Consider the following 12,446-nt stretch of genomic DNA (forward strand, 5'->3'; position numbering starts at 1 on the left):
CTCACCTTGGCACAGGACCGGCCCCCGGCGACTACCGGTTCGGCCCGCTCCGCACCGGGAGGTCCAGCATGCGTACGACGGTGCGCAGGACGCCGTTGTCGTTGTTGGAGGGGGCCAGGTGCCGGGCCCGGCGCACCACCTCGGGGTGGGCGTTGGACATGGCGAACGACCACTCGGCGGTGTCCAGCATCTCCAGGTCGTTGAGGTAGTCCCCGAACACCATGGTCTGCGCGGGCGTGATGCCCAGGTCCCGCTGGAGCCGGCGGACGGCGGCGCCCTTGTCGGCGGTGCGGTTCATCACGTCGACCCAGTGCTCGCCGGAGACCACGACCTGGTGGGAGCGGGCGAACGGCTCCAGGGCCGGTGCGACGGTCTGCTCGGCCGACCCGAAGGCGAACAGGGCCACCTTGATGATGTCGTCGTCGACGGCGGTGACGTCCTCGACGATCCGGTGCTCCAGGTAGTACCGGCGCACCTCGGCCAGGAACGCCTCGTCGGTCCGCTCGACGTAGGCGGCCTTCTTGCCGCACAGGATCGCGCCCATGTCGACGCCGTCGGCCACGAGCCGGCGCGCGGTGTGCGCGATCCCGTGGGCGACGGCGGGATCCAGCGGGTCGGAGCTCAGCTCGACGCCGTCACGGACGACGTACGTGCCGTTCTCCGCTATGAACACCATGCCCTCGGCCACCTCGGCGAACTCCCGTGCCAGGGTGGCGTACTGGCGGCCGCTGGCCGGGCTGAACAGCACGCCCCGCTCGCGCAGCAGCGCCAGCACCTCCCACAGCCCGTCCGGCACGCGCTTGTCGTCGTCCAGGAGCGTGCCGTCCATGTCGGAGACGACGAGCCGGATGTCCGCACGGGCCTCGCCGGCCCGGGGCTCCACGGCCGGGTGTTCGGTGGGCGTGTCGAGGGGCGTGCGGGAGTACGGCATGTCCTGACTTTCCGCTGTGGGGGGATTGTCCTCCATCCTACCGGCGCGTCCGGCGGGGCCGTCCCGCCCCTGGTCAGGGCGCCGCGCCGCCCGACGCCTGACCGGGACCCTGCCCGGCCCCTGGTCAGGGCGCAGCCCGGCCCCTGGCCGGAACACCGCCCGGCCCCCGGTCGGGGCACCACCCGGCCGAATTCCCGGGACAGGCCGATCGCCGGACGGCACAATGGCCGGGGCGTCCAACGGGGCGTCCACGGGGCGTCCACCGACGCGCCTGTTCCCGGTGGACCGCGAGGTGGTCCGCGAGACGGGCCGCGCGGACCGAGGCCTCCCGGACGGCCCCGGCCTGCCGGACCGGCTCCGGCGCCCCGGACGCAGGGGCACGCTCGCGGGGCGCGCGGGCCCGACTCCCCGACGCGGTACCGCGGTTCGGCGCGGCGGCCGTGAAACCCTGGCACGAGATCCTGACGCGAGACACCGAGCCGGCCGAGTCCGTCGAGGAGGACGTCCATGACCACCCTTGCCGATCCCGTCCCCGGCGGGCGTCCCGGTGACGTCGAGCGGGCCACCGCGCTCGCGGCCGAGCTGACCGGGCGGGGCGTGCACGGTGTCGTGCTGGCCTACGTCGACACCGCGGGCATCACCCGGGTGAAGACGGTCCCGACCGCGAAACTGGCCGCCGCGGCGGCCTGGGGCGTCGGCATGTCACCGGTGTTCGACACCTTCCTGGCCGACGACCGCATCGTCACCACCGACGTCCTCGGCTCCCCGGACGGCGACCTGCGCCTCTACCCCGACCTCGACCGGCTGGTCGTGCTGGCCGCGCAGCCCGGCTGGGCGTGGGCCCCGGTGGACCGGATCACCCAGGACGGCGAACGGCATCCGGGGTGCGGCCGTACGCTGCTGCGCCGGACCGTCGCCCGCGCCGAACGGGAGAGCGGGATCACCTTCCGGGCCGCCGTGGAGGTCGAGTGGGCGGTCGGCCTCGGCGCGGCGCCCGACGGGGAGTTCCGGCCCGCGGTGTCGGGCCCGGCCTACGGCGCCGTCCGGCAGGTGGAGCTGAGCGACTTCACCGCCGATCTGCTGGCGGCGTTCGCGGCGCAGGGCGTGGAGGTCGACCAGCTCCATCCCGAGTACGCGGCCGGGCAGTTCGAGGTCTCCGTGGGCGCGCTCGACCCGGTGGCGGCGGCCGACCGCAGTGTGCTGGTGCGGCAGACGATCCGGGCGGTGGCCCAGCGGCACGCGCTGCGGGTCTCCTTCGCCCCGGCGGTCCTCGCCGAGGGCGTCGGCAACGGCGGCCATGTCCATCTGTCCGCCTGGCGCGACGGGGTGAACCTGCACTCGGGCGGCGACCGCAGACACGGCATGACGGCCGACGCGGAGGGCTTCGCGGCCGGGCTGCTCGCCCACCTCCCCGCTCTCACGGCGGTGACCGCGCCGAGTCCGGCGAGCTATCTGCGCCTCAAACCGTCCCAGTGGGCGGGGGTGTTCACCGCCTGGGGCCTGGAGACGCGGGAGGCGGCGCTGCGCGTCATCAGGGGTACGGCGGGACAGCGCGCCCGGAGCGCCAACCTGGAGGTCAAGCCCGTGGACCTGGCCGCCAACCCCTATCTCGCCCTCGCCGCCCTGATCGCCGCCGGGCTGGACGGCACCGCGTCGGGGGCGGAACTGCCCGAGGAGGTCACCGGGGACCCGGCCGGACTCGGCGCCGAGGAGGCGGCAGCCCGGGGCGTGCGCCGGCTGCCGGTGTCGCTGGCCGAGGCGGTCGCCGAGTTCCGCAAGGACGAGGTGCTGCGCACGGCCCTGGGCCCGGTGCTGGCCGACGCGGTGATCGCCGTGCGCGAGGGGGAGATCGCGGCGGCCGAGGGACTGGACGACGCGCGGCTGGCCGCCGCCTACCGCTGGAAGTACTGACGTGGACGGCCGCACCGGTCCGGTGCACGAGGCGCTCGCCGCACTGCCCCTGACGGACCATCACTGCCACGGCGTGCTCACCGGCATCCCGGCCGACGGGGACTTCGAGTCGCTGCTCACCGAGGGCGAGGCGTGGCCCGGCAGCGGGATCTCGCCCTTCGACGCGCCGGCCGGTGTCGCCGTACGCCGCCACTGCGCACCCCTGTTGGACCTGCCCCGGCACGTCGGCGCCGAGGAGTACCTGCGCCGCCGCGGCGAACTCGGCGCGGCGGAGGTGAACCGCCGTTTCCTGACCGCCGCGCACACGGACGTGTTCTGCGTGGACACCGGCTTCGCCCCGCACCCTCTCACCACCCCGGCCGGTCTCGCCGCGGCCGCGGGGGCGGGCGCGGTGGCGTACGAGGTGGTCCGGCTGGAGAGCGTCGCCGAGGCGGTGGTGGCCGCCGGCGTGGAGCCGGACGGGTACGCTCAGGCGTTCCGCTCGGCCGCGGAGACGGCCGTGCGGCGGCCGGGCGTGGTCGCGGTGAAGTCGGTGGCCGCCTACCGCACGGGCTTCGACCTGGACCCGGCGCGGCCCACGGCGGCGGAAGTCACCGAGGCGGCCCGCCGCTTCACGGCGGACGGCGGCCGGCTGGCCGATCCCGTGCTGGTGCGCCAGCTGCTGTGGACCGCCGTCGACCTCGGTCTGCCGCTCCAACTGCACACCGGTTTCGGCGACAACGACCTCCGCCTGCACCAGGCTGACCCCGCCCTGCTCACCGACTGGCTCCATCGGGTGGCCGGCACGATCCCGGTGCTGCTGCTGCACTGCTGGCCCTACCAGCGCCAGGCCGGTTATCTGGCGGCCGTGTTCGAGCAGGTGTACCTGGACGTGGGGCTCACCCTCCACCATGTGGGCCCGGTGCGGGCGCGGGCGGTCCTGGAGGAGGCGCTGGAGCTCACGCCGCCGCGCAAACTCCTGTACAGCTCGGACGCTTATGGTGTGGCCGAGTTCTACTGGCTGGGCGCGCTGGCGTTCCGCCGGGGGCTGGCCGAACTGCTCCAGGCCCGGGTGGACGCCGACGAACTCGGCCTGCCCGACGCGCTGCGGTTCGCGCGATGGGCGGGAACCGACAACGCCCGCCGGGTCTACCGGTTTTCCGACAGCCACTGAAAGTATGATCAAGCAATGTCTGACATGACCGAAACCACGCCCGGTTGGCTGAGTTCCGACGACCTCGAGCAGGCGCGTGCCCGCATGCCGATCCTGTACGTCGAGGCCGTGCCCGTCCGCGTCGACGACAACGGAGAGGTCGTCAGCATCGGACTGCTGCTGGGCATCGGCCCGGACGGCACGGTCAGCCGGACCCTGGTGTCCGGCCGGGTGCTGCACCACGAGCGCCTGCGGGACGCCCTGCTGCGTCATCTGGAGAAGGACCTGGGCCCGGTGGCCCTGCCCCGGGTCCCGGTGTCGATGCAGCCGTTCACCGTCGCCGAGTACTTCCCGACGCACGGTGTCACGCCGTACCACGACCCGCGTCAGCACGCGGTGTCCCTCGCGTACATCGTGCCGGTGACGGGCGACTGCCGGCCTCGGCAGGACGCCCTGGACCTGGTCTGGTTCAGCCCCCAGGAGGCGGCGTCGCCCGCGGTGCAGAGCGAGATGCCCGGCGGCCACGGCTTCCTGCTGCGGCAGGCGCTCGCGCACGTGGGCCTGTCGGCGTCCTGACCGCGGCGCCCGTCCCGGCCGGCCGGGACGGGCGGGAACCCTCTCCCGGCCGGCCGGACCGGTACGTACGGTCTCCCGGGCGGTCCGGGGTCGGTACGTACGGTGTCCGGGGCGGCCGGGGTCGGTGCGGGCGGTGTCCCGGGCGGCCGGGGTCGGTACGGGCGGTGTCCGGGGCGGCCGGGGTCGGTGCGGGCGGTGTCCCGGGCGGTCCGGGGTCGGTACGTACGGTGTCCGGGGCGGCCGGGGTCGGTACGGGCGGTGTCCCGGGCGGTCCGGGGTCGGTACGTACGGTGTCCCGGGCGGCCGGGGTCGGTGCGGGCGGTGTCCGGTCAGTGCAGGTCGGCGGGTGCGGGGCCGGTGGATGCGGAGCCGGCGTCGAGGAAGCCGCCCGACTGGTGCTGCCAGAGTTTCGCGTAGGCGCCCTGCGACGCGAGCAGCTCCTGGTGGCTGCCCTGCTCGACGATCCGTCCCCGGTCGAGGACGACGAGCCGGTCCATGGAGGCGACCGTGCTCAGCCGGTGCGCCACCACCAGCGCGGTACGCCCCTCCATGAGCCGCCACAGCGCCTTCTGGACGAGGAGCTCGCTCTCGGAGTCCAGGGCGCTGGTCGCCTCGTCGAGGAGCAGGATCGGGGCGTCGCGCAGGATCGCCCGCGCCAGGGCGACCCGCTGGCGCTGTCCCCCGGACAGCTTGACCCCGCGCTCGCCCACCATGGTGTCGAAGCCGTCCACCAGGGTGTCGGCGAACTCCGTGACGTGCGCCGCCTCGGCCGCGCGGCGGATCTCGGCGTCGGTGGCGTCCGGCCTGGCGAAGGCGATGTTGTCGCGCAGCGAGCGGTGGAACATCGCGGGGTCCTGCGGTACGTAGGCGATCAGGCCGCGCAGGTCGGCCTGGCGCAGCCTGCTGATGTCCTGGCCCCCGATCAGGATCCGGCCCGCGTCGATGTCCGTCATCCGCAGCAGCAGCCGGGTCAGCGTGGTCTTGCCCCCGCCGGACCGGCCCACGAGACCGAGCCTCGTCCCGTCGGGCACGCACAGGTCGAGGCCCTCGAAGAGCGGCGTCGCGCCGCGGTGCGCGAAGGTGACCCGTTCGAAGTGCACGTCGGCGGGCCGGACCTGAAGGGGTTCCGGCGTCTCCGGGTCGAGCACGGTCGGCGGGGTGAGCAGCAGCTCGGTGAACTGCGCGGCCTCGGTCAGCGAGCTCTCCAGGCGGCGGTAGATCTGGTTGAAGTCGAACATGATGCGGGTGGCGTTGGAGTAGTAGGTGAAGGTGACGACGACCGTCTCCACGTCGTGCCCGCCGCCGAGCGCGACCGCGAGCAGCAGGCCCAGCGCGTTGGTCAGCACGGACATCGGCGCGACCAGCGTGTCGATGCGCAGGTTGCCGTAGTCCCAGGAACGCAGGGTGAGCCGCCTCGACTCCGCGACGCGGGACCGGTGTTCGGCGGCCTCGCGGTCCTCGGCGGCGAACGCCCGGACCGTGTCCATGTTCATCAGGCTGTCGGCGACATGGCCCGAGACCCGGGCGATCGCCTCCTCGCGCCGGTCGACGAGTCTCTGGCGGCGGCGGATCAGCGGGACCACGCACAGCGCCGTCGTCGCGATCATCGCCAGGAGCCCGACGACGAGCAGCGGTTCGTAGCGCCACAGCACCACCGACCCGAACAGCAGGGGCACGAAGCTCCCCATGACCTGGAAGGTCATCGTGTCGACGAACTCCTCGAAGCGGGAGGCGAAGCTCAGCACCCGCTTGGTCAGCGACCCGGCGAAGTTGTCGTGGAAGAACGCGGCGTCCTTGGCGAACAGTTCGTCCATGCCGACGACGTACAGGTGCTCGATGCCGAGCGCGTCGAGGCGGTTGAGACAGTGCAGGCCGATGCGCCACAGCGTCTCGGCGAACAGCAGGACGCCGGCGAAGCAGAGGACGTACGGCAGTGTCGAGCCGGTGCCGACGTCCCCGTCACCGGCGATGCGGCCGACGAGCCTGGCGACGACCAGCGGCGCGATGTAGTTGAGGCCGATGTTGCCCAGGGCCGGAAGCAGCATGCCGGGCACCGCCAGCCGGCGGAGCCTGGCCGTCTCCCTTGCGTAGTGGCGAAGGGCGAGGAGCACCGGGCCCCTGCCCGGCCTGGCCTTGCGCGATTCGGGCGATCCCATGCCATCCTCGTGAGGTCTGGTCCGGGCTGCTCAGGAATCGCAGTGTCCCGCGACGGACACGCACGGTTCAAGCGGTTTTTTCCGGACAAGGGCGACTGACGGACGACTGGCGGTCTGCGCGCATCTTGCGCCGTTTCGCCTGGTCCGGAAGTTCCGGGAGCGGTGCCGGACATGCGGGAAAGGGCCCCGCAGGCTTTCACCTGCGATGCTCTGTCGCACCGCGGCCACCCGGCCCGGGTACGGCTTCCCCCGAAGGCGTGCACCCGGTCGCGGCGAACCACCTCCGCGACCGGACACTGCGGATGCTCAACCAGGGTCTGACCGCGCTGGAGATCGCCGAGCGGATGGAGCTGCCCCCGGCGCTGGAGCGGGCCTGGCACACCCACGGCTACTACGGCTCGGTCAGCCACAACACCAAAGCCATCTACCGGCGATACCTCGGCTGGTTCGACGGCAATCCCACGCACCTGCGGGAGCACCCGCCCGTGGGGTCCGCGAAGAGGTACGTGGAGTCCATGGGTGGTGCCGATGAGGTTCTGCGCCGCGCACGCAGGTCGTTCACCGACGGGGACTACCGCTGGGTGGCGCAGGTCGTCGGCCATGTGGTCCTCGCCGACCCGAACAACGCCGAGGCCCGTAAGCTGCAGGCGGACGCCCTGGAGCAGCTCGGCTACGGCAGCGAGAACGGCACCTGGCGCAACTTCTTCCTCATGGGCGCCTACGAACTGCGCAACGGCCCGGTCGGCACACCCACCGTCACCGCCTCCCCCGACATGCCGGCCGCGCTGACACTGGACCAGCTGTTCGACTCCCGCGCCATCCGCGTCGACGGCCCGCGCAGCTGGGACGCGGACATCACCGCGCGCTGGAACCTCACCGACGGCAAGCCCGTCACCCTGCGGCTGCGCAACGGCGTCCTCGTCCACGGCACCGGCACCGCCCTCTCCGTGGCCGAGGCGGACGTGGAGATCAGTCTCGCCGAGGCCGACCTGCGCGCGGTCCTGTTCGACACCGTCTCCCCCGCCGATCTCGTGGGGCGTCCTGGCGTGGAGATCATGGGCGCGGCCGGAAAGCTCACCGAGCTCCTCGGTCATCTCGACTCCCCAGACCCGGACTTCGCGATCATCACTCCGTGAAGCGGCGGTCCAGGGACGTACCGGCGCTGGGCCGGCCGACGCCGTCCGACGTGGGTGCGGGGCTGGTCACGGGCCTGTTCTCGATCCCGGAGGGCATGGCGTGCGCGTCCGTCGCCGGCCGGTAACACCCACCGAAACCGTCCTCATGAGCTCTCGCTGCCACCCCGGACCAAACCTGACGCCCACGGTGCGGTGTCCCCCCGAAGGGAGCACCAGAAGTTGAGTCACCCGTACGGCAGGCCCGGCGTGCAGCGGCCCGGCCGGGCCTGAAGCCTAGGATCCGTCACTGGACTCAGCAGGGCGCCACCCGCCTTTGACGCGTGTGGTCGGCCCCTTTCCACGACCGAGGGAGTCGCGATGTCGCACGGCTTCGGCAGAACCCGGTGGCGGCGCTTCGCGGTGGTCCTGCTGCCCAGCATCGGGGTCTGCACGGCCCTCGGCATCGCCATGGCCCAAGGGGCACTCGCCGCCTCGTTCCTCATCTCCGGCCAGCGTTTCCACGTCACGGCCGACAAGCTGACCGTCCGCGGCCTGAGCATCTACCCCATGGTCGACGTGTCGAAGAAGCACGAACTCGTCCCCGTCCTGGTCACCGGAGCCCGGCACGCGGAGATCAGCGGCCTGTGCCAGGCGGCCGAACTCGACCTCCCGGTGGTGGGCACCCACACCCTGACCCTGACCGGCAGCGACGAGCGCCCGACGGAAGCCACGGACATGTTCCTCGACACAACGTTCGAGGCAGCCGGCCAGGCGAACTTCAGGAACATCGACATCGGCATCGCACAGGGTGAGATCACCAAGGGCCCGGTCGATCCGGGCGACCGGAACTCACGCTTCTTCGACCCCAGCGGCTTCGGACAGCAAGCCTCGTCGGCCACCCTGACCGACGTCAGCGTGACCTTGGTGGCGATCTCCGCCGCCACCTTCGACGTGCCCGGCCTGCGCGTACGGATCGATCGCGGCCACCGCGACTGCCCCTGACCCCGGGCCCGCCCCGGCACGCCTTCGGCTTCCGGCACCTCGCACAGTTGCCGTCCGCGACCTCACCCCCGATCAGGACTCGATGTTGATCCCCAGTTTCCTCGCCGGACGCCCCGGCCTCCGCGCCACCGCGGCCCACTCCCGGCTCAGGTTCCGCGCCTGGCGTGGCGAACGCCCCTTCTGGGCCGGGCTGTTCACCATCAACGCGGGCCCGCCCATCCTCTACTGGCCCTACGCGCACCTCGACCTGGGCGGCATCCCACTCGCCCTGTCGACCACGTCCGGCGCCGGATCCTTGATCATCGGAACCCTGCTCATGGCCCTCGGCATCAGCCTCTGGCTCCGCCCTCACCAACGGGTGTTCGCCGGTCTCTCCACCCTCCTGCTCGCTCTCGTCTCCTTCCCCGTCGCGAACCTCGGCGGCCTGTTCCTCGGACTGTTCTCCGGCCTCATCGGCGGGTCCCTGGCCCTCGCGTGGCTCCCGCCGGATGCCACCGAGCCAGCCACTGCATCTGTCAGCCACACGCCCGTGAGCGCCACGGCAGGAGACAACACCTTTGACACCTGACAGCCGCCGCGTACCGCCCACCACCGCCCTGGGGCGTGTTTCGAAAGTCCCGTCTGCCCGGCGGCTCGGCCGTGTCCCGCAGCCCCTCGCCTGCGTACTGGCGGCAGCTGCGGTGCCCCTGGCTCTGCACCTTCCCACGTCCCGTCCCTCCGGCTCCCCCTCTCCTGTCAGCAGCGCGAACACGCCCACGGCACCGACATCGCCCGCCGTCCCCCCGCCGACGGCACCGAGCGGAACGGCAACCCCTGCGAACACCCTCCTGGGCGCCGTCACCGCTCCGTCGCCGCTCCCCACTCCCATGGCGGCGCCGGTGAACGTGATTCCACCGTCCGTCGGCACCGGGCGAGCCGTCAGGGCCGTGGCACCGAGCGCCCCACTGCCGGTCCGGCTCGCGAACGCCTCCTGGCAGCTACGCGCCACCCGGCTCGTGCTCCGAACCCTCATGTTCCGCGGTGTCGTCACCGTACGCGGCATGTCGGGATCCGTCCGGATGCTGCGCTTCACGGCACGGTCGGTGGACGCCGTCGGCCTCGACGTGACCGTACGCCAGGGCGGCATGACACTGCGGCTGCGCGCCAGGGAAGCCGCCACATCTACCCTCAAAGGCCGCAGCAACGGTGTGGTGACCCTCTACCTCCGTGAACTGACCGGCACCGTCGCGGCGCGCGCCGGTACCCCACTACCGCCCCACGGCGCCGTCACCGTCACACCCGGCGCCATCCCGAACTGGCTCACGAATCAACCTGCCCCCGTCCGGACGCTCACCCTGACCGGTGCGACCGCCTCACACCTCACAGCGTGCGACGCCGACCTCACCGTGCCAGGACCCCAATTCCGTGTCGGCGTGCAGTAACCCACCAACCCGGCAACCTCCACCTGCGCCACACCACCCGCGAGAAGACATCTGACGCACGGGTCCTGTCCGTGTCACCCGGCCACGCGGCCTACGACAAACGCTGCAACCGGGGCCTGCGCGTCTTTCGACTTCAGTCCGTGTCGGACAACCCGCACTGAACGTCAACTCGAAGTCGCCGGCCGAAGGACTGCTCCTGGTCCTCGGCGCCCGGCAGCACGTCCGTCGCCCCAAGAAAAATCAGGGGCCGTTTCAGATCTCCTCTGAAACGGCCCCTGAACTGCGACTTCGTAAAGTCGGGACGACAGGATTTGAACCTGCGACCCCTTGACCCCCAGTCAAGTGCGCTACCAAGCTGCGCCACGTCCCGGTGCCTTCTGACCTGGGATTTCCCCCGGCCGGACACGCAGGAAAACAATACCGCACTCCGGCCGGTGGTCGCGCACCCCTTTGTCCGGGGTCCACCTCCGCTTGACCTCAAGTTTGGTCGAGGTTGAAGGATCGTCCGTATGACGACCACCACGGAAGAAGACCGGACGTACGGCTATGCGGACCTGCCCCGGCTGATGGGGCTGATGACGGGCGACGAGAAGCACGGCCCGGCCGCGACCTCCACGCTGGACGTGCTCTGGGTGCTCTACGACCGGGTGCTGCGGGTCGGCCCCCGGAGCGCGGGAGACCCCGGGCGGGACCGGTTCCTGCTGTCCAAGGGCCACGGGCCGATGGCGTACTACGCGGTGCTGGCCGCCAAGGGCTTCGTGCCGGTGGACCTGCTGCCCGGGTTCGGCTCGTACGACTCGCCGCTCGGCCACCATCCCGACCGGGTGCTGGTCCCGGGCGCCGAGATCGGCAGCGGGTCGCTCGGGCACGGTCTGCCGATCGCCGTCGGTACGGCGCTGGGGCTGCGCGCGCAGGGGCTCGACGGGCCCCGGGTGTGGGTGCTGGTCGGCGACGCCGAACTGGACGAGGGCAGCAACCACGAGGCGATCGCGTTCGCCGGGCCCGCCGGGCTCGACCGGCTGCACACGGTCGTCGTCGACAACGCCTCCGCCAGTCACGCCCGGCCGGGCGGGATCGCCGCGCGGTTCGAGGCGGCCGGCTGGTCCACGGCCACCGTCGACGGCCGGGACCACGCGGCGCTGTACGAGGCGTTCACCGCCGCCCATCCGGGCCGCCCGCGGGCCGTGGTGGCCCAGGTCGAACCCAAGTACTCCTGAACCGCGCCCCCTCACCTCGCCCAGGAACCCAGGAAAGGAACCGAGGCATCCATGGACACCATGCGCGACCGCTTCGCCCCCGTCGTCTCCCGGCTGCTCGACGAGGATCCGCGGGTCGCGGTCGTCCTCGCCGAGATCGGCAGGGACGGCTTCGCGACGGCGGCCCGCCGGCACCCGGACCGGGTGATCAACGTCGGCATCCGGGAGCAGCTCCTGATCGGCGCGGGCGCCGGCCTGGCGCTGACCGGCCTGCGGCCGGTGCTGCACACGTTCGCCAGCTTCCTCGTCGAGCGGCCCTTCGAGCAGGTCAAGCTGGACCTCGGGCACCAGGACGTCGGCGCCGTGCTGGTGAGCGCCGCCGCGTCCTTCGACTGGCCCGCGGGCGGGTACACCCACATGGCTCCGGGCGACGTGGCCCTGCTGGACACCCTGGACGGCTGGACCGTGCACGTGCCGGGACACCCCGACGAGGCCGAGACCCTGCTGCGGCACGCCGTGGCCGCGGGCGACGACAAGGTGTACGTACGGCTGTCCGTGCAGGCCAACGCCCGGGCCCTGCCGGTCGACGGACTGCGGGCGCACACCGTGCGCGAGGGCCGCCGGGGTGTGGTCGTCGCCGTCGGGCCCATGCTCGACGCCGTCCTGGCCGCCACGGAGGGGCTCGACGTCACCGTGCTGTACGCCGCGACCGTACGGCCCTTCGACGCGGCCGCGCTGCGGCGGGCCACCGAGGGGGCGGCGGCGGACGTGGTCCTGGTCGAGCCGTATCTGGCGGGCACGTCGGCGGCCGCCGCGAACGACGCCCTCGCCGACGTGCCCCACCGGGTCCTGGGTCTGGGCGTGGGCCGGCGGGAGCTGCGACGCTACGGGACCCTGGCGGAGCACGTGAGCGCGCACGGACTGGACCCGCACTCGCTCCGGGAGCGGATCACCGGCTTCCTGACCGGCGGACGGGTCGCGGTACCCGCCTGAACGACGATGCCCG

The 12,446-nt window shown here is 72.6% G+C and carries 12 protein-coding genes and 1 tRNA gene; 10 read left to right on the plus strand and 3 right to left on the minus strand.

All coding sequences use genetic code 11. The features are described 5' to 3' along the window. Positions 1 to 31: 31 nt before the first annotated feature. Positions 32 to 931: a Cof-type HAD-IIB family hydrolase gene (locus ACZ60B_RS07355; RefSeq protein ID WP_469384979.1), complete on the minus strand. Its 900-nt coding sequence runs from the start codon at positions 929 to 931 to the stop codon at positions 32 to 34. 507 nt (positions 932 to 1,438) lie between these two features. Between ACZ60B_RS07355 and ACZ60B_RS07360 the strand changes: the two genes are divergently transcribed. Genes ACZ60B_RS07360 through ACZ60B_RS07370 form a run of 3 tightly spaced genes read left to right on the plus strand, consistent with a single transcriptional unit; the run spans position 1,439 to position 4,550 of the window. Then, complete coding sequence (locus ACZ60B_RS07360; protein ID WP_469384981.1) at positions 1,439 to 2,842, plus strand: type I glutamate--ammonia ligase; 1,404 nt, start codon at positions 1,439 to 1,441, stop codon at positions 2,840 to 2,842. A gap of 1 nt (position 2,843) precedes the next feature. Next, entirely contained in the window at positions 2,844 to 3,995 is a 1,152-nt protein-coding gene (locus tag ACZ60B_RS07365; RefSeq protein ID WP_469384983.1) for an amidohydrolase family protein, read from the plus strand. A gap of 24 nt (positions 3,996 to 4,019) precedes the next feature. Beyond that, positions 4,020 to 4,550, plus strand: coding sequence for an NUDIX hydrolase family protein (locus tag ACZ60B_RS07370; RefSeq protein WP_162469045.1), 531 nt, complete (start codon positions 4,020 to 4,022; stop codon positions 4,548 to 4,550). Between the two features lie 329 nt (positions 4,551 to 4,879). Here the strand turns inward: ACZ60B_RS07370 and ACZ60B_RS07375 are convergent, their stop codons facing one another. Further along, positions 4,880 to 6,706 carry an ABC transporter ATP-binding protein gene (locus tag ACZ60B_RS07375; RefSeq protein WP_469384985.1) on the minus strand — a complete coding sequence of 609 codons (1,827 nt, stop codon included), beginning with the start codon at positions 6,704 to 6,706 and terminating at the stop codon, positions 4,880 to 4,882. Positions 6,707 to 7,008: 302 nt separating this feature from the next. Here ACZ60B_RS07375 and ACZ60B_RS07380 point away from each other — a divergent pair, with 302 nt between their 5' ends. The 5 genes from ACZ60B_RS07380 (at position 7,009) to ACZ60B_RS07400 (ending at position 10,244) form a co-directional block, all read left to right on the plus strand. Further along, on the plus strand, positions 7,009 to 7,842 hold the full coding sequence (locus ACZ60B_RS07380; RefSeq protein ID WP_469384988.1) for an alkyl sulfatase dimerization domain-containing protein: 834 nt from the start codon (positions 7,009 to 7,011) through the stop codon (positions 7,840 to 7,842). Further along, positions 7,839 to 7,967, plus strand: coding sequence for a hypothetical protein (locus tag ACZ60B_RS07385; RefSeq protein WP_469384990.1), 129 nt, complete (start codon positions 7,839 to 7,841; stop codon positions 7,965 to 7,967). Before ACZ60B_RS07380 ends, ACZ60B_RS07385 begins: the two co-directional genes overlap by 4 nt. Before the next feature lie 232 nt (positions 7,968 to 8,199). Continuing rightward, positions 8,200 to 8,823, plus strand: coding sequence for a DUF6230 family protein (locus tag ACZ60B_RS07390; RefSeq protein WP_469384992.1), 624 nt, complete (start codon positions 8,200 to 8,202; stop codon positions 8,821 to 8,823). Positions 8,824 to 8,905: 82 nt separating this feature from the next. After that, positions 8,906 to 9,391, plus strand: coding sequence for a DUF6114 domain-containing protein (locus tag ACZ60B_RS07395; protein WP_469384994.1), 486 nt, complete (start codon positions 8,906 to 8,908; stop codon positions 9,389 to 9,391). A gap of 310 nt (positions 9,392 to 9,701) precedes the next feature. Then, positions 9,702 to 10,244, plus strand: a complete 543-nt coding sequence (locus ACZ60B_RS07400; protein ID WP_469384997.1) for a hypothetical protein — start codon at positions 9,702 to 9,704, stop codon at positions 10,242 to 10,244. A 296-nt stretch (positions 10,245 to 10,540) separates the two neighbouring features. On the opposite strand, the gene ACZ60B_RS07405 is transcribed toward ACZ60B_RS07400, so the two are convergent. After that, positions 10,541 to 10,614, minus strand: a tRNA-Pro gene (locus tag ACZ60B_RS07405). Positions 10,615 to 10,753: 139 nt separating this feature from the next. Between ACZ60B_RS07405 and ACZ60B_RS07410 the strand changes: the two genes are divergently transcribed. Both ACZ60B_RS07410 and ACZ60B_RS07415 read left to right on the plus strand, forming a co-directional pair. Continuing rightward, positions 10,754 to 11,461 (plus strand): transketolase, encoded by a 708-nt coding sequence (locus ACZ60B_RS07410; RefSeq protein ID WP_469384998.1) that lies wholly within the window; start codon positions 10,754 to 10,756, stop codon positions 11,459 to 11,461. Between the two features lie 51 nt (positions 11,462 to 11,512). After that, positions 11,513 to 12,433 (plus strand): transketolase family protein, encoded by a 921-nt coding sequence (locus ACZ60B_RS07415; RefSeq protein ID WP_469385000.1) that lies wholly within the window; start codon positions 11,513 to 11,515, stop codon positions 12,431 to 12,433. Positions 12,434 to 12,446 lie beyond the last annotated feature (13 nt).

It is taken from the genome of Streptomyces sp. NPDC104096, assembly GCF_055584385.1.

Coding starts and splice junctions, on each gene's coding strand:
- ACZ60B_RS07370 (WP_162469045.1), top strand. CDS start 4,020: ATGACCGAAACCACGCCCGGTTGGCTGAGTTCCGACGACCTCGAGCAG.
- ACZ60B_RS07380 (WP_469384988.1), top strand. CDS start 7,009: ATGCTCAACCAGGGTCTGACCGCGCTGGAGATCGCCGAGCGGATGGAG.
- ACZ60B_RS07375 (WP_469384985.1), bottom strand. CDS start 6,706: ATGGGATCGCCCGAATCGCGCAAGGCCAGGCCGGGCAGGGGCCCGGTG.
- ACZ60B_RS07415 (WP_469385000.1), top strand. CDS start 11,513: ATGGACACCATGCGCGACCGCTTCGCCCCCGTCGTCTCCCGGCTGCTC.
- ACZ60B_RS07355 (WP_469384979.1), bottom strand. CDS start 931: ATGCCGTACTCCCGCACGCCCCTCGACACGCCCACCGAACACCCGGCC.
- ACZ60B_RS07360 (WP_469384981.1), top strand. CDS start 1,439: ATGACCACCCTTGCCGATCCCGTCCCCGGCGGGCGTCCCGGTGACGTC.
- ACZ60B_RS07410 (WP_469384998.1), top strand. CDS start 10,754: ATGACGACCACCACGGAAGAAGACCGGACGTACGGCTATGCGGACCTG.
- ACZ60B_RS07395 (WP_469384994.1), top strand. CDS start 8,906: ATGTTGATCCCCAGTTTCCTCGCCGGACGCCCCGGCCTCCGCGCCACC.
- ACZ60B_RS07390 (WP_469384992.1), top strand. CDS start 8,200: ATGTCGCACGGCTTCGGCAGAACCCGGTGGCGGCGCTTCGCGGTGGTC.